Consider the following 18,691-nt stretch of genomic DNA (forward strand, 5'->3'; position numbering starts at 1 on the left):
ATCCTAGCGGCTGAGTGCGATAAGTTCAGGCATCAAACTTATTGGAGGTGCCCTCGTGGACAATTTCAGCTTCGGCCTGTGGACGGTCGGCTGGCCGGGACGCGACCCGTTCGGCGACGCGACCCGCCCCGCGCTGGACGCGCCGCTGGCGGTGCGCAAGCTCTCCGAGCTCGGTGCCTGGGGCATCACGTTCCACGACGACGACCTGTTCCCCTTCGGCGCGAGCACGGCCGAGGTGGACAAGCGCGTCGCCGCGTTCCGCGCGGCGCTGGACGAGACCGGCATGGTCGTGCCGATGGTGACCACCAACCTGTTCACCCACCCGGTGTTCAAGGACGGCGGCTTCACCAGCAACGACCGCTCGGTGCGCCGGTTCGCCCTGCGGAAGGTGCTGCGCAACCTGGAGCTGGCGGCCGAGCTCGGCGCGAAGACCATCGTGATGTGGGGTGGTCGCGAAGGCTCCGAGGTCGACGCGGGCAAGCCCGTGCACGCCGCCCTCGACCGCTACCGCGAGGCCGTCGACACGGTCGCGCAGTACTCGGTCGACCAGGGCTACGGCTTCCGCTTCGCCCTGGAGCCCAAGCCGAACGAGCCGCGCGGCGACATCCTGCTGCCCACGATCGGCCACGCGCTGGCGTTCATCTCGACGCTGGAGCACCACGAGCTGGTCGGCGTGAACCCCGAGGTCGGCCACGAGCAGATGGCGGGCCTCAACTTCGTGCACGGCATCGGCCAGGCGCTGTGGCAGGGCAAGCTCTTCCACATCGACCTCAACGGCCAGAAGGGCCCGCGCTACGACCAGGACTTCGTGTTCGGCCAGGGCGACCTGCTGTCCGCGTTCTTCCTGGTCGACCTGCTGGAGAACGGCGGCTACGACGGCCCGCGGCACTTCGACTACAAGCCGTTGCGCACCGAGGACCTCGACGGCGTGTGGGAGAGCGCGGCGGCCAACATGCGCACCTACAAGCTGCTGCGCGAGCGGGCGGCGGCGTTCCGCGCCGACCCCGAGGTGCAGGAGGCGATGAAGTACAGCGGCGTGTACGAGCTGGCCGAGCCGACGCTGGACGAGGGTGAGTCGATCGCGGACTTCCTGAAGGGCGAGGACTTCGACCCGGCCACCGCCGCCGAGCGCGGCTTCGGGTTCGTGCGCCTGGCGCAGCTGGCGACCGAGCACCTGTTGGGCGCGCGCTGATGGCGCTCGTCGCGGGCGTCGACTCGTCCACCCAGTCCTGCAAGGTGGTGGTGCGCGACGCGGACACCGGCGCCCTTGTGCGGCAAGGGCGTGCGGCGCACCCGACGGGCACCGAGGTGCATCCCGCCGCGTGGTGGGACGCGCTCCAGACGGCCATCGCGGACGCGGGCGGCCTGGACGACGTGGCCGCCGTGTCGGTGGCCGCGCAGCAGCACGGCATGGTGACGCTGGACTCCGCCGGCGAGGTGGTGCGGCCGGCGCTGCTGTGGAACGACACCCGTTCCGCGGCCGCGGCGGCCGACCTCACCACGGAGCTCGGCGGTCCGGACCGGTGGGCCGAGGCGATCGGCAGCGTCCCGGTCGCCTCGCTCACCGTGACCAAGCTGCGGTGGCTGGCGGCCAACGAGCCGGAGTCGGCGGCTCGCACGGCGGCCGTGTGCCTGCCGCACGACTGGTTGACGTGGAAGCTGTCGGGCAGCACGTCGTTGGACGCGCTGACCACCGACCGCAGCGACGCCAGCGGCACGGGCTACTGGTCGCCGTCCACCGAGGACTACCGGCCGGACCTGCTGGAACTGGCGCTGGGCAAGGTCGTCGCGGTGCCGCGGGTGCTCGGTCCGGCGGAACTGGCCGCAGGGCGGTTCGGCGCGGGCGCGGGCGACAACGCGGCGGCGGCGCTGGGCGTGCAGGCGCAACCGGGTGACGTGGTCGTGTCCATCGGCACGTCCGGCACGGCGTTCGCGCGGTGGCCGAACCCGGTCGCCGACGGCACCGGCATCGTCAACGGCTTCGCCGACGCGGAGGGCGGCCACCTGCCGCTCGTGTGCACCCTCAACGCGTCACGGGTGCTCAGCTCGACGTCGTCCGTGCTCGGGGTCGACCTGGCCGACCTGTCGGACCTGGCCCTGAGCGCTCCCGCGGGCGCCGACGGGCTGGTGCTCGTGCCGTACCTGGAGGGGGAGCGCACGCCGAACAAGCCCGACTCCACCGGCGCGTTGCACGGCCTGCGGCTGGACACCATGACCCCGGCGCACCTGGCGCGTGCCGCGGTCGAGGGCCTGCTGTGCAGCCTGGCCGACGCGATCGACGCGTTGGCCGCGCTGGGCATGCCGGTGTCGCGGGTGCTGCTGATCGGCGGCGGGGCGCGGATGCCCGCCGTGCAGCGGCTCGCCCCCGCGGTGTTCGGCTGCCCGGTCGTCGTGCCGTCGCCGAGCGAGTACGTGGCCGACGGCGCCGCCCGGCAGGCGGCGTGGGCGGTCGGCGGTGCGGACGCGCCGCCGCACTGGTCGGAGCTGGCGTCGACCTCGGTCGAAGCCGACCCGACCCCGTGGGTCCGGGAGCGCTACGCCTCCGCGCGTGAGCTGACGGTCGACCGCTGACCGCGGCACAAGACCGAAAGGGGGTACCTCCGGCCGCGGGGGTGCCCCCTTTCGCTACGGCGCGTCTGCGAGCACTTCCTCGATCACGTCCCGCGCACCGTCGTGCCCGTCGGCGAGCACGATCAGGGCCTTCCACAGCGCCCACCCGCGCGCCCGCGCCCACGTGGCCTCGTCCAACTCGACCGCCTCGCGGAAAGCCCGCCTGCTCTCACCGGAGAACATCGTCCACGCGATCACGAGGTCGCACGCCGGGTCGCCGACCCCGGACGTGCCGAAGTCGATCACCGCGGTCAACTTCCCGCCGTCGACCAGCAGGTTCCCGTGCGCGATGTCACCGTGGAACCACACCGGCGGCCCGGCCCAGTCCGGTGCGCGCAGCGCGTCGTCCCACACGGCCGCCGCTCGACCGGTGTCGACGCGCCCTTCCAACGCGACGAGCGCGCGCCGCGTCCCGTCGTCGTAGTGGCCCGGCGACGCGCCCCGGTAGAAGCTGTGCGCGCCCGCCCGCGGTCCGTCCGACGCGTCGACGCGGTGCAGCGCGCGGATGAAGTCGGCGATCGACACCGCGAACGCCGCCATGTCCTCGATGCGGTCCGGTGACGCGGTCCGGCCCTCCAGCCAGCGCCGGACCGACCAGTGGAACGGGTAGCCCTCGCCCGGCACGCCCAGGGCCAGCGGCACGGGCACCGGGACGGGCAACGACGGTGCCAGGACCGGCAGCCACCGGTGCTCCTTGGCCACGGCGGGCGCGTAGCCCTCGGCGGTCGGCAGCCGCACCGTCAGGTCGTCACCGAGGCGGTACGTGCGGTTGTCCCACCCGTCGACCTCGACCGGCGTCACCGGCAGGTCGGCCCAGCGCGGGAACTGGCTCGCGAGCAGCCGCCTCACCAGCCCGGCGTCGATGCCGGCGCGACCGTCGCGGTGCGGGATGTCGACCATGACCCGAGCCTGGCGACCTCCCCGCGCCGGCGGCAACGCATTTTCAAGCGTGCGACAGCGCGAACGCGCTCAGGAAACCCGCCACCGTCACCAGACCGACCAGCAGGTGGGCGTCGTCGAACGCCTCGGGGATCATCGTGTCGGCGACCATCGACAGGATCGCGCCGCCCGCGAACGCGGTGATCGCGGCCAACCACTGGGGTGGGGCGTCGGCCAGCAGGCCGTACCCGGCCATCGCCGCCAGGCCGCTGACCACCGCGATCCCCGTCCACAGGCCGAACACGTACCGCCGCGACCGGCCGGCTCGGCGCATCCCGGCGGCCGACGACAGGCCCTCCGGCACGTTGCTGACGAACACCGCCGCGACGGTCACCGCGCTCACCCCGCCGCCACCGAGCAGGCTCGCCCCGATCACCACCGACTCGGGGATGCCGTCCAGCAGGGCGCCGACCGCGATCGCCGAGCCCGACCCGCTCTGCTCGGACTCCGACGGCTGCAACCCGCCCGACCGCTTGCGGTGCCGCGCGCCGCGCTTGGCCAACGCCACGTTCGCCGCCGTGTAGACCAGCGCGCCGAGCGCGGCGCCGGCCGCCGTCGGCAGCAGACCGCCCGACTCGTGCGCCTCCTCGATCAGGTCGAACGACACCGCCGACATCAGCACGCCGCTGCCGAACCCCATCACCGCCGCCACCACACCGCGCGGCACCCGCGCCAAGTAACCGGCGAGCGCGCCCACCAGCAGCGCGGACCCGGCCAGCAAGCCCCACCCGGCCGCCTGCCACACATCGACCTCCCCGTGTCGCACCCGGCCCGCGCGGGTACCCGACCGCCATGAGGATCGTCGTCACCGGCGCCACCGGCAATCTGGGTACCGCGCTGCTGCGCCGTCTCGCCGACGAGCCCGACATCACCGCGCACGGCGTCTCGCGCCGCCCGCCCCGGGCCGAACCGCCCTACGACATCCCGTGGAGCACGGTCGACCTCAGCCGCGAGGGCGCGGAGGAACCGCTCGCCGAGGTCTTCCGGGACGCCGACGCGGTCGTGCACCTGGCGTGGCGCATCCAGCCAGGGCACGACGAGCGCGCCCTGTACCGGACCAACGTGGCTGGCAGCGACCGCGTGTTCACGGCCGCGGTCGCCGCCGGTGTCCCACACCTGGTGCACATGTCGTCGGTCGGCGCGTACTCGCCGGCGGCGAAGGACCACACCGTGGACGAGAGCTGGCCCACCGACGGCCTGTCCACCTCGTACTACAGCCGGCACAAGGCGGCCGTGGAGCACCTGTTGCACCAGGTCGAACGCGATCACCCGGGCCTCGCGGTCACCCGCGTGCGTCCCGGCCTGGTCCTGCAACCCGACGCCGCCGCCGAGATCAAGCGGTACTTCCTCGGCCCGCTGGTGCCGCACGCGTTGTTCAAGGTGAAGCTGCCGGTCCTGCCGCTGCCGCGCACGATGGTGCTCCAGTTCGTGCACGCCGACGACGTGGCCGACGCCCTGGCGAAGATCCTCACCACCAGGGCCGAGGGCGCGTTCAACCTGGTCTCCGAACCCGTCGTGACGCCGCAGGTGCTGGCTGAGGTGATGGGCGCGCGGCACGTGCCGATCCCACCGGCGGTCCTGCGCACCGCCGCGCGGATCAGCTGGCACCTGCGCCTGCAACCCACCTCGCACGGCTGGGTCGACCTGGCCCTCACCGCGCCGCTGCTGGACGCGACCAAGGCGTTCACCCGGCTCGGCTGGGCGCCGCGGCACAACGCCCGCGACACCCTGAAGCTGCTCCTGGACGGGCTCGGCCGCAAGGAGGGCCTCCAACCGAGCCCGCCGCTCAAACCCTGACGCCGGTCGAGGTCGGCGAACGCGTGGTCAGTCGAGCAGCCCGGCGGCCCGAACCGCCTCGTACAACTCCTGGGCCCGGTCGGTGAACGCGGTCGCGCCCTCCGGGCCCCGGTCCAGCGAGAGGGTCACCTCGTGGGCACCCGCCTTCGCGGCCTGCGACAGGTCGTCCAGCACCTGGTCGAGGCTGCCCTGGAACGGCATCCGGTCGGGCCCGGCCGGGGTGGGGGACAGGTAGACGATCGCGGCCAGGACGAGGCGCAGCCCGGCCGGGTCGCGGCCCTCGGCCTCGGTCAGCTCGGTGACCCGGCGCCAGCCGGCGGCCAGCACCTCCCCGGTGACGCCCACCGGGATCCAGCCGTCACCCTTGCGGGCCACCCGGCGGAAGGCGGCCTCCGAGGCGCCGCCGAACAACACCGGGATCCGGTCGACCGGCTTCGGGTTCACCGCGGCGTTGGCGATCGTGATGGTGCTGTTCTCGTAGTTGACCGGGTTCGGGCCCCACAGGGCGCGCAGCGAGTCGGTCAGCTCGTCCAGGGTCCGGCCCCGCGTGGTGAAGTCGACGCCGGTGGCCCGGTACTCGTCGCTCGACCAGCCGGCGCCGAGACCGGCCATCACCCGTCCGCCGCCGGTGGCGACGTCGAGCGTGGCCAGCGCGCGGGCCAGGTGCAGCCCGCCGCGCAGCGGTCCGACCAGCAGACCCGTGCCCAGGCTGACGCGGTCGGTGTGCGCGGCGGCCAGGGTCAGCACGGTCAACGGATCCGCGCAGTACTCGTAGTAGGGATCCCACGGCAGGCCCGGCAGGCCGTACATGCCGTCGGCGGGCTCCTGCGGGAACAGCACTCGCTCGTAGGCCCACAGGCTGTGGTAGCCGATCTCCTCGGCACGTCGTGCCTGGGCGGCGACGTCGCGGGCGTGCCCGGTGTCGGCCCGCTGGGTGAGTTGCAACCCGAGTTTCATGAGGCTCCGTGTTCGTCGCGCGGTCTGGGGCGAGCAGCGATGCCGCATGGCGCCCGGCCGGGGTGGCCCCGTGGCCCCGGCGCCCGGTCCGGATGGCCCTGCGGCCCCACTGTGGTGCGGGGCGGTCGGTGGCGCTTCTTCCGGATTGCCGTGCGACCTCGCTCGGGGTCGACGTTCGGGTCAGGCGTGGCGGAGGAGGTCGGCCGCCCGCTCGCCGATCATGATCGAGGTCAGGTTCGTGTTCGCCCGCACGTGCGAAGGCATGATCGACGCGTCGGCCACGTGCAGCCCGTCGACCCCGTGCACCGCGCCGTACTGGTCCACGACGGTCATCGGGTCGGTGCTCGGCCCCATCTTGGCGGTGCCCACCGGGTGGTACGTGCTGTCCACGGTCTGCCGCGCGTACTCGCGCAAGGAGTCCTCCGAGTCCAGCGTGGAGTCGTCGATCAGCACGAACTTGTCGCCGAGCGCGCGGATCGCGGGCGAGTTCGCCAGCTCCCACGCCGTGCGCACGCCGTCGACGAACGTGCGGTAGTCGCGTTCGTCGGACAGGTAGTCGAGGTCGATCATCGGCGCCTCGTGCGGGTCGACCGAGGTCAGGGTCAGCCTGCCCCGCGCGTGCGGTCGCTGGTCGACCACCATCACGCCGAAGATGCGGTCGCCGCCCGCGAGCTGCCGCAGGTCGGGGAACTGCTGGGTGAGGTCGAAGCCGTTGACCATGTAGTAGTGCATGTCGTTGGGCTCGTCGGAGCCCTTCGCGGTGGCGCGCAGCACGGTCTGCCCCACGGGCTCGCCGAAGTTCTCCGCGCCCGGCTTCGGCGTCATGAACACGCCCGTGCGCGGGTGGTCGTTGAGGCCCGCGCCGACGCCGGGCAGGTCCGACACCACCGGCAGGCCGAGCCGCCGCAGGTCGTCGGCCGGTCCGATGCCCGAGCGCAGCAGCACGGTGGGCGTGCCGATGGTGCCGGCGGCGAGGATGACGCGGCGGGCGGTCACCTCACGGCTGGTCCCGTCCTCCACCAGTTCCACGCCGCACGCCAGGCCGTCGCGGATGAGCACCCGCTTGACCAGCGTGGTCGGGATGATCGTCAGGTTGTCCCGACCGCGCGTGGCGGGCAGGTAGCCCATCGTCGTGGACACCCGGACCGTCGGGTCGCGCCTGTTGGACGGCATCGCGCCCACGCCGGTGGCATCCGGGTGGTTCTGGTCGTCCACCCAGGGAAAGCCGTGTTCCAGGCAGGCGTCGATGAAATGGCGTTGGGCCGGTGTCATCTCCTCGATCGGGAAGCGCCGGATCGGGATCGGACCGCCCTTGCCGTGGAACTCGTCGGTGAAGTCCAGATCATCTTCCATGATGCGGTAGAACGGCAGGACTTTCTCCCAGGACCACTCCGGGTTGCCGAGTTCGGCCCACTCGTCGAAATCGGCTGGAATACCGCGCAACGCCACCGTGCCGCCCACCGCGGACGACCCGCCGACCACGCGTCCGCGGGGGAACCGGATGTCCCTCCCGTCGACGGCCCGCGCGGAGAAGTGCCAGTCGTGCCGGGACATCGACATGAAGTTCCCGGCCAGCAGGTCGGTGGGCATGTCGGACACGGTGGGGTAGTAGGGACCCGCCTCGATGAGCGCCACCCGTCGCGCCGGGTCCTCGGTGAGCCGGGCGGCGAGCGGCACACCTGCCGCGCCGGCCCCGACGATGATGTCATCGAAATCTAACAATCGGGACATCGGAGAATCGCCTCCAAATGAGATGGACTCTTGGTGTGGCGGCCTGTCGGTAAGGGGGTTCGCGGCCGCTCGGTGATTTCGGATCGGGCAGCCAGAAGCTAACGCGAGCGATGGTCACGTCGTTTCTTTCGAATTGCCCTATTTGTCAACACGAACTATTCGCGGCGATTCGAGAATAGTCTCGTCGAGGGGGAATGGTCAGGCGGACGATCTTGCCCTAGGCTGCTGGTTGCATGGTGCAATCCAGTAGGGTCGGCGGCACGGCGCCGTGCGGGGAACCGGGGGTGGGTGGTGGTCGGTGTCGGCGAACTGCTGACCGAGGAGCGCGGTCGGACGGTGAGCCGCCGGGTGGTGTCCATCGAGGGTGGCGCGGTGAAGGTCGAGGTCACGTTCGAGGCGCGGGGCGTCTACGGCGGCATCGCGTACGCCGACATCGGCACGTACTGGTCGGTTGCCCAGCCCGGCGGCACGCTCTACAGCGAGTGGCTCGGCGGCATGAAGACCGATCACGGCGCGGGCCTGGCGACGTGGCGCGGCTTCGGCGCGGGGCGGCTCGGCGAGCGGGACGTGCGTGCCTACCGCGGTTCCGTCATCACCGAGAACGCCACCGGTGAGCTGGCCGGCCTTGCCGGTGTGCTGGCAGTTTTTGAATTCTCCATCGACGACAACGGCGACGTGGTGCGCCGAACTTGGGAGTTGAGCTGACGTGGAATTGTCGAGCGGAGCCGGGCTGAGCGGTCTGGTGCTGGGCAGCACCGACCCGAAGCGACTGGGCGCGTGGTACCAGGCCGCTTTCGCCCCTGAGGCGGACCTCGCCGACTCGGTGCTGTGGCTGGAGCAGGGTGTCCTGGTCTTCGAGGAGCGCGACGACGTCGCCGAGCAGGCCGCCGAACCGGGCCGGGTGATCATCAACATCCAGGTGTCCGACCTGGCCGCCCTGGTGGCGCACCTGGACGGCCTGGGCGACGTGACCTGGATCCGTCCGGTCGAGGAGATCCAGATCGGCCTCATCGCCACGGTCAAGGACGTCGACGGCAACTTCGTGAACGTCTGGCAGCCCAAGGGCTAGCTCCGGCGGTCCGGCTCGACGGCCGGCTCGGCGTGGGCGACCGCGGTTAGAAGAGGTTCGCCCACCCCATCACCTGCGCCACGACGAAAGCCAGGGTCAGCAGGGTGATGATCAGCACCGCCACCAGCGTGATGATCGGGCCGCGCCGCGACGGCATGGGCTGCGGGTGGGACAGGCCGGAGGTCTGGCCGGAGTCGGGCGGCGTCTCGCCGGGCGCGACGCCGCCACCGGGCTCCAGACCGGGCGTGTGAGCCGGGTCCGGGTCGGGCGGTGTGGCAGTCATGCCGACAGGACTACCCCGTGCCGACGACACTATCCGCGTCCGTGTGAACACCCAGCCGTACGGGTAGTCACCACGCATGAGCGGTGTCCAAGACGACTTGCTGCGCACGTTGACCAAGGTCGCCAAAGCCCTGCGCGCGCAGGAGATCCCGTTCGCCCTCGCGGGCGGGTGCGCGGTGTACGCCAGAGGTGGGCCCGCGACGGAACACGACGTCGACCTCCTGGTGCGGGAAGAGGACGCGAGCGCCGCGGTGAGCGCGCTCGTCGCGGCCGGCATGCGCGCCGCCACACCACCCGAGGACTGGCTGCTGAAGGTCTACGACGGCGATTCGCTGGTCGACCTGCTGTTCCGGCCCAACGAGGTCCCGGTGACCGACGAGACGCTGGCGCGCGCCGAGGAGTTGCAGGTCGGCTCCGTGGTGCTGCCGGTGATGCCCGCCACCGAGGTGATGATCGGCAAGCTGCTGGTGCTGGACGGGCACCGTTGCGACTTCAGCGAACTGCTGCCGTTCGCCCGCGCCCTGCGCGAGCAGATCCACTGGGACAAGGTGCGGGAAGCGACCAAGCACTCGCCGTACGCCGAGGCGTTCCTGGTGCTCGTCGAACGCCTCGACCTCCTGCCCACTCCGATGACCAGGAGCGCGTGATGACCGCAGAGCAATACCTCTCCGCCCGGCTGCGCCAGGCGTTGGCCGAGGACCCGCGGACCACCGAACTGGGCGTCCGGGTCACCGTGCGCGGTGACCACGTGCTGCTGTCCGGTGACGTGGCCAGTCCGGAGCGCCGCGCCGAGCTGGAAGCGGTGATCCACGACGTGGCGCCGGAGTTGACCGTGCTCGACGACGTGAAGGTGGTGCCGTCCGACGCCCCGGTCGGCCGAGAGGAGCTTCGATGATCCGCATCGCCGCGGTCGGTGACGTGCACCTGGGCGAGGACGCGCGCGGGCGGATGCGGCCCGCGCTGGACCAGCTCGGTGACTGCGCCGACGTGTTGCTGCTGGCGGGCGACCTGACCCGGCACGGCACGGTGTCCGAGGCGCGGGTGGTGGCCGACGAGTTCGGCGGGCTGCCCGTGCCGGTGATCGCCGTGCTGGGCAACCACGACCACCACGACGACAAACCGGACGAGGTCACCGCCGTGCTGCGCGACGCGGGCCTCACCGTGCTGGAGGGCGAGGCCACCACGATCGACGTGAACGGCCACACGCTGGGCGTCGCGGGCGTGAAGGGCTTCGGCGGCGGGTTCGCGGGCAAGTGCGGCAGCGCGTTCGGCGAACCGGAGATGAAGGCGTTCATCCGGCACACCACGGTGATCGCCGACTCCCTGGGCGCCGCCCTGGGCAGCCTGGACGCCGACGTGAAGGTGGCGTTGACGCACTACGCGCCGGTGCCGGACACGTTGCGCGGCGAGCCGCCGGAGATCTACCCGTTCCTGGGCTCCTACCTGCTCGGCGAGGCCATCGACGCCAACCGCACGACCCTGGCCGTGCACGGGCACGCGCACTTCGGCAACGAGCACGGCATGACACCCGGTGGGGTGCGGGTGCGCAACGTCGCACAACCGGTCATCCGATCGGCATACACCGTCTACTGCGTGGAACCCGCCGTAGCGGAGGTGTAGCGGCATGGAGGAACCCAGGTCCGGAGGCCCGTCCGTGGTGTGGGCGGGTCCGCCCGACGCACCGGCCGTCGTCGTGCTCGACCCGGCCGGTGTCGGCAGGCACGGTGACCTGCCCGGCACGTGGCGCCCGTTGACCGAGCACCTGCAGGTCATGTGGTGCCGGTTGCCCGCCGCGGACGAGCCCTGGCACGAGGTGGACGAGGTGCTGTCCGAGTTCGCCGACCGGGCCGTGCCCGTGCACCTGGTGGCGGGCGCGGCGGCCGGGGCGGAGGTGGGCGAGCTGATCCGGCGGCACCAGGACCTGATCAACTCGGCCCAGACCTTCGCCGCCCCGGTGCCGCTCGGGCACCCGGAGGTGGTGCTGGAGGTGCTGCGCGAGCTGCTGGACCGGGACGTCGACCCGCGCGCCGGCCGGACCGGCGCGGAGCCCGCGAACGGCAAGAGCGAGCCCGGTTCGCTGCTCGGCGATGCAGCCTCGGCGCTGCGGCAGTCGGTGAACCGGTTGTTCGACCGGTTGAAGGACGGCTAGCGGCCGGACGAACGAGCGAGAGGCCCGTGGACCGCTCGGTCCACGGGCCTCTCGCTCACCTCGACACCTCGCCGATCCGGCTCGCCGGTCCGCGGCGGAAAGCTCGCCCGACGCTCTCGCCACTGCGGCTGCGGAAGCCGCGCACGGGCGTTCTTGCTACTGCGGCTGCCGGAAGTACCGCACCCGGACAGCGGAAGGCCCCGCGGGCCGGAGCTCGCGGGGCCTTCCGTGTCACTGCTGTCGACTCACCTGCCGTCGACTCGAACTGCTGCCGACTCAGCTGCCGTCGACCGGCGGTCGGGGTCGGGGAATCGGAGGTTGTAACGCACTCCGCCTCCCCGGTTCCCGCACCGCCAGTGCGCTCATCGCAGCGGGTCACCCGGCCGTCCGGCGTCGGGCAGGTCGTGGCGCGTCTCGCCGGCCTGCGGCGGACGGCTCACGTCACCGCGCCACGCGCCGGTCTCCAGGCCGCGGCCCTCGATGAACTCCTTGAACCGCTCCAGGTCACCGGACACGCGGTGGCCGACCAGACCCGTCGCCGCACCGGCCTTCTCGGTCAGCGTCTGCGGGTCGAACTCCATCTGCACGTGCACCCGCGTCCGGTGGTCGTCGAGGCGGTGGAACGTCACCACACCGCCCTGCGGCGGACCGTCGACGGTGTGCCACGCCACCCGCTCGTCCGGGTGCTGCTCGGTGATCTCGGCGTCGAACTCCCTGGTCACTCCGGCGATCTTGGTAACCCAGTGGGTCCTGGTGGGAGTCACCTGGGTGATGCGCTCGACGCCCTCCATGAACTGCGGGAACGACTCGAACTGCGTCCACTGGTTGTACGCGGTCGTGACCGGGACCTCGACGTCCACGGACTTCTCGATCGTCGTCACTGCAACAACCTCTCCTCGGGAATCGAGTTCGACACCTGGTTACCCACCAACACGGGTCTCACACACATGCCGACCCACTCCGGAGTGACGGTGAGTAGCGCTTTGCCGAGAAGTGTTTGCTTCGGTTCCCACCGGCTAACTCTCCTCTGTGGACCAGCCCCCCGACGCGGTTCTCTTCGACCGCGACGGCACGCTCATCAGGGACGTGCCCTACAACGGCGACCCGGACCGGGTGGAGCCGATGCCCGGCGCGCACGACGTCCTGCGCGTCCTGCGCGCCAACGGAGTGCGCACGGGCGTCGTCAGCAACCAGTCCGGCATCGGTCGCGGTCTGCTCACGCGTGCCCAGGTGGACGCGGTGAACGCTCGGGTGGAAGAACTGCTCGGCCCGTTCGGCACGTGGCAGGTGTGCCCGCACGGCCCCGACGACGGCTGCGCGTGCCGCAAACCCGCGCCCGCCATGATCTTCGCGGCCTGTGAAGCGCTTCAGGCCCGTCCCGAGCGCACCTTCTTCATCGGCGACATCGAGGCGGACGTGGCGGCGGCGCTCGCCGCCGGCGCCATCCCGATCCTCGTGCCCACCCCGCAGACGCTACCCGACGAGGTCGACCGAGCGCCCCGCACCGCGCCCGATCTCCGGTCCGCATTGGCGATGGTCCTATGAGGACACTCGTGGCCAGGCTCGACAACGACGGCGACGTGCTGCTCGCCGGTCCGGCGATCCGTGCCGCCGCGCACGCGGGTGAAGTCGTGCTGCTGTGCGGTCATTCCGGTGCGCAGGCGGCGGCGCTGCTGCCCGGCGTGCAGCGGGTCGTGCGGTGGGACTGCCCGTGGATCGCCAACCCGGCGCCCGAGGTGCGCACCCCGGACATCGAGGGGATGGTCGCCCTGCTCAAGGGGATCCGAGCCGACGTGGCGCTGGTCCTGACCTCGTTCCACCAGAGCCCGCTGCCGCTGGCGCTGCTGCTGAAGCTGGCCGGTGTGCCGAAGGTGGTCGCCCGCTCCACGGACTACCCCGGTTCGCTGCTGGACGTCCGGCTGCGCGACGACCCGGACGTCCCGGAGGCGGAACGCGCGCTGGAGGTCGCCCGGGCCGCCGGGTTCGAGCTGCCGCCGGGCGACGACGGCCGGCTGGCGATCACCACGCCCCCCGAGCCGGCCGAGATCGGGCCGTACGTGGTCGTGCACCCGGGAGCCTCGGTGCCCGCACGCGCGTGGTCGCCGGACCGGTGCGCCGAGGCCGTGGTGGCGCTCACCGAGGCCGGGCACCGCGTCCTGGTCACGGGCGGGCCGAACGAGGCGGAGCTGACCAGGCACGTGGCGGGCGCGCACGGCGTCGACCTGGGCGGCCGCACGACGTTCGCCGAACTGGCCGGGCTGCTGGCCCGAGCGGACGCGGTCGTGGTCGGCAACACGGGGCCGGCGCACCTCGCCGCCGCGGTCGGCACGCCGGTCGTCTCCTTGTTCTCTCCCGTCGTGCCCGCCCGCCGGTGGGCGCCGTACGGGCCGCACGTGGTGCTGGGCGACCAGGACGCGCCGTGCCGCGACTCGCGCGCCCGCGAGTGCCCGGTGCCCGGCCACCCGTGCCTTGACCGGGTGACGCCAGACCAGGTCGTCACCGCCGTGGCCGAACTCGTGGGGGTGAGGACGTGAAGATCCTGCTGTGGCACGTGCACGGGTCGTGGACGAACGCGTTCGTCCGGGGAGGGCACGAGTACCTGATCCCCGGCCCCCCACAGGGGATCGGGCTCGCCGGGCGCGACTGGCCGGCCGCCCGCGAGGTCGTCGTGTCCGAAGTGGACGCCGACATCGCGGTGCTGCAACGGCCGGCCGAGGTCGGCCTGGTGCCCGCCGGGATCCCGCTGGTGTACCTGGAGCACAACACGCCGAAGTTCCCGAACCAGGCGCACCCGCTCAAGGACTGGCCGGGCACGATCGTGCACGTCACCCACTTCAACGACCTGATGTGGGACTGCGGGACCGCGCGCACCGTCGTCATCGAACACGGCGTCGTGGACCCGGGTGCCCTGTACACGGGCGAGCTGCCGCGCGCGGCCGTCGTCGTCAACGACCCGGTGCGGCGCGGCCGGGCGGTGGGCACCGACCTGCTGCCGAGGTTCGCCGAGGCCGCGCCGTTGGACGTGTACGGCATGAAGACCACCAAGCTGGGCGAGATGGGGCGCGGTGACCACGACCTGGTCTCGCTGCACCGGGAACTGGCCCTGCGGCGGCTCTACCTGCACACCGTGCGGTGGACGTCGCTGGGGCTGTCGCTGATCGAGGCGATGCACCTGGGGATGCCCGTGGTGGCGTTGGCGTGCACGGAGGTGGTGCGCGCGGTGCCGCCGGAGGCGGGCGTGGTGTCCACCGACGTGGACGAACTGGTGCGGGCCGTGGCCGAGTTGGTCGCGGACCCGGCGCTGGCCAAGCAGAAGGGGAAGCAGGCCAGGGAGTTCGCCCTGGCCAGGTACGGACTCGACGCCTTCCTGCGGAGTTGGGACCGGTTGCTGACAGGAGTGAGCGGATGAGGATCGCGATGGTGTCCGAGCACGCCAGTCCGTTGGCCGCCCTGGGCGGTGTCGACGCGGGCGGGCAGAACGTGCACGTCGCCGCCCTGTCGGCGGCGCTCGCCGCGCACGGCCACGAGGTGGCGGTCTACACCCGTCGCGACGACCCGGACCTGCCGGAGCGGGTGCGCACCGAGCAGGGCTACGACGTCGTGCACGTGACCGCCGGTCCGGCTCGCGCCGTGCCGAAGGACGACCTGCTGCCGTACATGGGCGAGTTCGCCCGGTTCCTGGAGCAGCAGTGGTACGACGAACGGCCCGACGTCGTGCACGCCCACTTCTGGATGTCCGGCCTGGCCTCGGTGCTCGCCGCGCGCAAGGTCGGTGTGCCCGTGGTGCAGACCTACCACGCCCTCGGCACGGTGAAGCGCCGCCACCAGGGCGCGGAGGACACCAGCCCGGCCGAGCGGATCGCGATCGAGCGGATGATCGGACGTGAGGCCGACCGGATCGCCGCGACCTGTGACGACGAGGTGACCGAGCTGATGCGCATGGGCGTGCTGCGGTCGCGGATCTCGGTCGTGCCGTGCGGGGTGGACCCGGCGCGGTTCCAGCCCGAGGGTCCGGCCGAGCACCGCCGCTACCCGCACCGCATCGTCTCGGTCGGCAGGCTGGTGCCCCGCAAGGGTTTCCAGGACCTGATCACCGCCCTGCGGTCGATGCCGGAGACCGAGCTGGTCATCGCGGGCGGCCCGGTCGACGTCGAGTCGGACCCGGAGGCCCGGCGGCTGGCCGCGCACGCGGCACGCGTCGGTGTGCAGGACCGGCTGTGGCTGGCCGGGCAGGTGTCGCGGGACGCGATGCCTGCGTTGCTGCGATCGGCCGACGTGGTGGCGTGCGTGCCCTGGTACGAGCCGTTCGGCATCGTGCCGCTGGAGGCCATGGCCTGCGGGGTGCCGGTGGTGGCCAGCGCGGTCGGCGGCTTGACCGACACCGTGGTCGACGGCGTCACCGGCGTGCTCGTGCCGCCGCGGGAACCGGCCGCGCTGGCCCGCGCGCTGCACTCGCTGCTGGCCGACGGGGCCAGGCGGGAGGCCTGCGGCCTGGCGGGCCTGGACCGGGTGAGCGTCCGCTACACCTGGGACCGGATCGCCGAGGACACCCAACGCGTCTACGAACGGGTCACGGTCGGGCAGGCCGTGGCTGTGGGAGGCACCAGATGAGCGTCGAGACGCACCTGAACGGGCTGGCCCAGTCGCTGGCCGGGCTGCGCGCCCAGGCGCCGCGGCTGACGCGCTGGGGCGGTGTGCTGGCCCGCAGGCTCGCCGACGGCGGCCGGCTGCTGGCGGCGGGCAACGGCGGTTCGGCCGCCGAGGCGCAGCACCTGACCGCCGAACTGGTCGGCCGGTTCCGCGACGACCGGCGGCCGTTCTCCGCGATCGCGCTGTGCGCGGAGTCGTCCAGCGTCACCGCGATCGGCAACGACTACGGCTACGACCAGGTGTTCGCCCGCCAGGTCACCGCGCACGCCCGACCGCAGGACGTGGTGCTGCTGCTGTCCACCAGCGGGCGCAGCCCGAACCTGATCGAGGCGGCGAAGGCGGCCCGGCAGGCGGGCGCGCACGTGTGGGCCATGACCGGCCCGGCCCCGAACCCGCTGGCGGAGGCGGTGGACGAGGTGCTGGCGCTACCGGGTGAGCCCGCGAACGTGCAGGAAGCACAACTCGTCGCCGTGCACGCCCTGTGCGCGGCCTTCGAAATGGCGCTGCCCGCGGCGGAGCGGAGGGTGTCGTGAAGTTGGTCGTCGTGGGCGACTCGTTGCTCGACGTGGACGTGCTGGGCACCGCCGAACGCCTGTGCCCGGACGCGCCCGCACCGGTCCTGGACGTGCGGGAAGAACGCGCCAGACCCGGTGGCGCGGGCCTGGCCGCCGCGTTGGCCGCCGCCGACGGCGTCGACGTCACGCTGGTCAGCGCCGTGGCCGAGGACGAGGACGGGCAGCGGCTGCGGGAGGAGCTGGCGCGGGTGCCGTCCGTGCTGGGGCCGTCGCCCACGCCGACACCGGTCAAGACCCGGTTGCGCTGCGGCGACCACTCGATCGCCCGGCTCGACCGCGGCGGCGGGCCCGGCACGCCGGAGGCGACCGACGAGATGCTCGACGCGGTGCTGACGGCCGACTGCGTGCTGGTCTCCGACTACGGGCGCGGGCTGGTGCGCGACGAACGGCTGCGCGGCGTGCTCGCCCGCCGCCCGGTGGTGTGGGACCCGCACCCGCGCGGCCCGGACCCGGTGCCCGGTGCCCGCCTGGTCACGCCGAACGCGGCCGAGGCCAGGACGTTCAGCGGGCACGACGACCCGGTGGACGCGCTGGAAGCGCTGCGCGCCCGGTGGCGGGCGAGGGCGGTCGTGGTGACGCTCGGCGCCGACGGCGCGCTGCTGCACGGCGGCGGCACGCCGGTCGCCGTGCCCGCGCCCCGCGTGCCCGTGATCGACCCGTGCGGGGCGGGGGACCGGTTCGCCACGACCGTCGCGGTCCGGCTGATGAGCGGCGCGGCGATGGACGACGCGGTCGCCGACGGCGTCACCTCGGCGGCCGAGTTCCTGCGGTGCGGCGGCGCGTCCGGGTTCCGGCCCGTCGACCGGTTGTCCACCGTGGACGCGGTGCGGGCGCGTGGCGGCGTGGTCGTCGCCACCGGGGGCTGCTTCGACCTGCTGCACGCGGGCCACGTCCGCACCCTGCGCGCCGCCCGGTCGCTGGGCGACTGCCTGGTGGTGTGCCTGAACTCCGACGCGTCGGTGCGCCGGCTCAAGGGCCCGGACCGGCCGGTCACCCGGGAGCAGGACCGGGTCGAGGTGCTCCGCGCGCTGGGCTGCGTGGACGACGTGGTGGTGTTCGAGGACGACACGCCGGAACGCGCGCTGGCCGCCCTGCGCCCGGACGTGTGGGTCAAGGGCGGCGACTACACCGTGGATTCGTTGCCGGAGGCGGACCTCGTGCGGGGCTGGGGCGGGCGGACCGTCGTCGTGCCCTACCACCGGGGCCGTTCGACCACCGAGATGCTGTCGAGGAGGGGCTGATGCTCGGTCAGGTGTTGGTGACCGGAGGGGCGTCCGGACTGGGCGCGGCCGTGGTCAAGGCGGTGCACGACCTGGGCGGGCGACCGCTGGTGCTGGACAAGGCCGCCCCGGCGGCCCCCGAGGTGGCCGACTTCGAGTCGGTCGACCTGTCCGACACCAGGGCGGCCGAACGCGCGGTGCGGGCCATCGCCGAGCGCAACGGCGGCCTGCGGGCGGTGGTGACGGCGGCCGGCACGGACGCGTGCGGCCGGCTGGACGAGGTGTCCGGTGAGGACTGGGACCGGGTGGTGATGGTGAACCTGCTCGGCACCGCGGCGGTGGTGCGGGCGGCGTTGCCCCTGCTGGCCGGCGGCCGGGTGGTGACTATCGCGTCGACCCTCGGGCTGCGCGCGGTCAGCGACGCCACCGCGTACTGCGCCTCGAAGTTCGGCGTGGTCGGCTTCACCAGGGCGTTGGCGGCCGAGACCGCCGGTCGGGTGGGCGTGACGCTGGTGATCCCCGGCGGCATGCGCACCCACTTCTTCGACGACCGGGCCGAGCAGTACCGGCCGCCGGACGACAGCAAGCTGAACCCGCCCGAGCGGGTCGCCGACGCGATCGTGTTCGCGTTGCGCCAGCCCGAGGGGTGTGAAGTTCGCGAACTCGTGGTCGCGCACGCCGAGGAGGGTTCGTGGCCGTAGCCTCGCGGCGG

General features: G+C 72.8%; 22 protein-coding genes. 16 read left to right on the plus strand and 6 right to left on the minus strand.

What is annotated here, in order from left to right; genetic code table 11:
* The first annotated feature begins 55 nt into the window (after positions 1 to 55).
* Both xylA and ACYVLT_RS15220 read left to right on the plus strand, forming a co-directional pair.
* Entirely contained in the window at positions 56 to 1,192 is a 1,137-nt protein-coding gene (xylA, locus tag ACYVLT_RS15215) for a xylose isomerase (protein WP_461120821.1), read from the plus strand.
* Positions 1,192 to 2,571 carry a xylulokinase gene (locus ACYVLT_RS15220; RefSeq protein ID WP_461120822.1) on the plus strand — a complete coding sequence of 460 codons (1,380 nt, stop codon included), beginning with the start codon at positions 1,192 to 1,194 and terminating at the stop codon, positions 2,569 to 2,571. Before xylA ends, ACYVLT_RS15220 begins: the two co-directional genes overlap by 1 nt.
* A gap of 54 nt (positions 2,572 to 2,625) precedes the next feature.
* On the opposite strand, the gene ACYVLT_RS15225 is transcribed toward ACYVLT_RS15220, so the two are convergent.
* Complete coding sequence (locus tag ACYVLT_RS15225; RefSeq protein ID WP_461120823.1) at positions 2,626 to 3,510, minus strand: aminoglycoside phosphotransferase family protein; 885 nt, start codon at positions 3,508 to 3,510, stop codon at positions 2,626 to 2,628.
* Positions 3,511 to 3,553: 43 nt separating this feature from the next.
* The gene (locus ACYVLT_RS15230) at positions 3,554 to 4,294 is read right to left on the minus strand and encodes a ZIP family metal transporter (protein ID WP_461120824.1); all 741 of its coding nucleotides are present in this window, start codon (positions 4,292 to 4,294) and stop codon (positions 3,554 to 3,556) included.
* Between the two features lie 47 nt (positions 4,295 to 4,341).
* On the opposite strand from ACYVLT_RS15230, the gene ACYVLT_RS15235 reads away from it, so the two are divergent.
* Positions 4,342 to 5,346 (plus strand): NAD-dependent epimerase/dehydratase family protein, encoded by a 1,005-nt coding sequence (locus tag ACYVLT_RS15235; RefSeq protein ID WP_461120825.1) that lies wholly within the window; start codon positions 4,342 to 4,344, stop codon positions 5,344 to 5,346.
* Between the two features lie 27 nt (positions 5,347 to 5,373).
* Here ACYVLT_RS15235 and ACYVLT_RS15240 read toward each other — a convergent pair whose 3' ends face one another.
* Positions 5,374 to 6,303: an LLM class F420-dependent oxidoreductase gene (locus ACYVLT_RS15240; RefSeq protein WP_461120826.1), complete on the minus strand. Its 930-nt coding sequence runs from the start codon at positions 6,301 to 6,303 to the stop codon at positions 5,374 to 5,376.
* Positions 6,304 to 6,483: 180 nt separating this feature from the next.
* Complete coding sequence (locus tag ACYVLT_RS15245) at positions 6,484 to 8,034, minus strand: GMC family oxidoreductase (RefSeq protein ID WP_461120827.1); 1,551 nt, start codon at positions 8,032 to 8,034, stop codon at positions 6,484 to 6,486.
* A gap of 291 nt (positions 8,035 to 8,325) precedes the next feature.
* On the opposite strand from ACYVLT_RS15245, the gene ACYVLT_RS15250 reads away from it, so the two are divergent.
* Both ACYVLT_RS15250 and ACYVLT_RS15255 read left to right on the plus strand, forming a co-directional pair.
* Positions 8,326 to 8,739, plus strand: coding sequence for a hypothetical protein (locus ACYVLT_RS15250; RefSeq protein WP_461120828.1), 414 nt, complete (start codon positions 8,326 to 8,328; stop codon positions 8,737 to 8,739).
* Position 8,740: 1 nt separating this feature from the next.
* Complete coding sequence (locus tag ACYVLT_RS15255; protein ID WP_461120829.1) at positions 8,741 to 9,103, plus strand: VOC family protein; 363 nt, start codon at positions 8,741 to 8,743, stop codon at positions 9,101 to 9,103.
* 46 nt (positions 9,104 to 9,149) lie between these two features.
* Here ACYVLT_RS15255 and ACYVLT_RS15260 read toward each other — a convergent pair whose 3' ends face one another.
* The gene (locus tag ACYVLT_RS15260; RefSeq protein WP_461120830.1) at positions 9,150 to 9,386 is read right to left on the minus strand and encodes a DUF6480 family protein; all 237 of its coding nucleotides are present in this window, start codon (positions 9,384 to 9,386) and stop codon (positions 9,150 to 9,152) included.
* 76 nt (positions 9,387 to 9,462) lie between these two features.
* Between ACYVLT_RS15260 and ACYVLT_RS15265 the strand changes: the two genes are divergently transcribed.
* The 4 genes from ACYVLT_RS15265 to ACYVLT_RS15280 are packed head-to-tail and all read left to right on the plus strand — an operon-like array spanning position 9,463 to position 11,534.
* A complete protein-coding gene (locus tag ACYVLT_RS15265; RefSeq protein WP_461120831.1) occupies positions 9,463 to 10,032 on the plus strand; it encodes a nucleotidyltransferase family protein in 570 nt (189 codons plus the stop codon).
* Positions 10,032 to 10,280, plus strand: coding sequence for a BON domain-containing protein (locus tag ACYVLT_RS15270; protein WP_461120832.1), 249 nt, complete (start codon positions 10,032 to 10,034; stop codon positions 10,278 to 10,280). The genes ACYVLT_RS15265 and ACYVLT_RS15270 overlap by 1 nt, the downstream gene beginning before the upstream one ends.
* The gene (locus ACYVLT_RS15275; RefSeq protein ID WP_461120833.1) at positions 10,277 to 11,005 is read left to right on the plus strand and encodes a metallophosphoesterase family protein; all 729 of its coding nucleotides are present in this window, start codon (positions 10,277 to 10,279) and stop codon (positions 11,003 to 11,005) included. The genes ACYVLT_RS15270 and ACYVLT_RS15275 overlap by 4 nt, the downstream gene beginning before the upstream one ends.
* Before the next feature lie 4 nt (positions 11,006 to 11,009).
* Positions 11,010 to 11,534, plus strand: a complete 525-nt coding sequence (locus tag ACYVLT_RS15280; protein ID WP_461120834.1) for a hypothetical protein — start codon at positions 11,010 to 11,012, stop codon at positions 11,532 to 11,534.
* A gap of 362 nt (positions 11,535 to 11,896) precedes the next feature.
* Here the strand turns inward: ACYVLT_RS15280 and ACYVLT_RS15285 are convergent, their stop codons facing one another.
* The gene (locus ACYVLT_RS15285) at positions 11,897 to 12,415 is read right to left on the minus strand and encodes an SRPBCC family protein (RefSeq protein ID WP_461120835.1); all 519 of its coding nucleotides are present in this window, start codon (positions 12,413 to 12,415) and stop codon (positions 11,897 to 11,899) included.
* A 148-nt stretch (positions 12,416 to 12,563) separates the two neighbouring features.
* Here ACYVLT_RS15285 and ACYVLT_RS15290 point away from each other — a divergent pair, with 148 nt between their 5' ends.
* Genes ACYVLT_RS15290 through ACYVLT_RS15320 form a run of 7 tightly spaced genes read left to right on the plus strand, consistent with a single transcriptional unit; the run spans position 12,564 to position 18,680 of the window.
* On the plus strand, positions 12,564 to 13,079 hold the full coding sequence (locus ACYVLT_RS15290; RefSeq protein ID WP_461120836.1) for a D-glycero-alpha-D-manno-heptose-1,7-bisphosphate 7-phosphatase: 516 nt from the start codon (positions 12,564 to 12,566) through the stop codon (positions 13,077 to 13,079).
* Complete coding sequence (locus tag ACYVLT_RS15295; RefSeq protein ID WP_461120837.1) at positions 13,076 to 14,068, plus strand: glycosyltransferase family 9 protein; 993 nt, start codon at positions 13,076 to 13,078, stop codon at positions 14,066 to 14,068. The genes ACYVLT_RS15290 and ACYVLT_RS15295 overlap by 4 nt, the downstream gene beginning before the upstream one ends.
* Positions 14,065 to 14,943 carry a glycosyltransferase gene (locus ACYVLT_RS15300; protein WP_461120838.1) on the plus strand — a complete coding sequence of 293 codons (879 nt, stop codon included), beginning with the start codon at positions 14,065 to 14,067 and terminating at the stop codon, positions 14,941 to 14,943. The genes ACYVLT_RS15295 and ACYVLT_RS15300 overlap by 4 nt, the downstream gene beginning before the upstream one ends.
* Positions 14,940 to 16,145, plus strand: a complete 1,206-nt coding sequence (locus ACYVLT_RS15305) for a glycosyltransferase (RefSeq protein WP_461120839.1) — start codon at positions 14,940 to 14,942, stop codon at positions 16,143 to 16,145. Before ACYVLT_RS15300 ends, ACYVLT_RS15305 begins: the two co-directional genes overlap by 4 nt.
* Positions 16,142 to 16,717 (plus strand): D-sedoheptulose-7-phosphate isomerase, encoded by a 576-nt coding sequence (locus tag ACYVLT_RS15310; RefSeq protein WP_461120840.1) that lies wholly within the window; start codon positions 16,142 to 16,144, stop codon positions 16,715 to 16,717. The genes ACYVLT_RS15305 and ACYVLT_RS15310 overlap by 4 nt, the downstream gene beginning before the upstream one ends.
* The gene (rfaE2, locus tag ACYVLT_RS15315; protein WP_461120841.1) at positions 16,714 to 18,000 is read left to right on the plus strand and encodes a D-glycero-beta-D-manno-heptose 1-phosphate adenylyltransferase; all 1,287 of its coding nucleotides are present in this window, start codon (positions 16,714 to 16,716) and stop codon (positions 17,998 to 18,000) included. The genes ACYVLT_RS15310 and rfaE2 overlap by 4 nt, the downstream gene beginning before the upstream one ends.
* Positions 18,000 to 18,680, plus strand: coding sequence for an SDR family oxidoreductase (locus tag ACYVLT_RS15320; protein WP_461120842.1), 681 nt, complete (start codon positions 18,000 to 18,002; stop codon positions 18,678 to 18,680). The genes rfaE2 and ACYVLT_RS15320 overlap by 1 nt, the downstream gene beginning before the upstream one ends.
* Positions 18,681 to 18,691 lie beyond the last annotated feature (11 nt).

The sequence above is a fragment of the Saccharothrix stipae genome, from assembly GCF_054781895.1.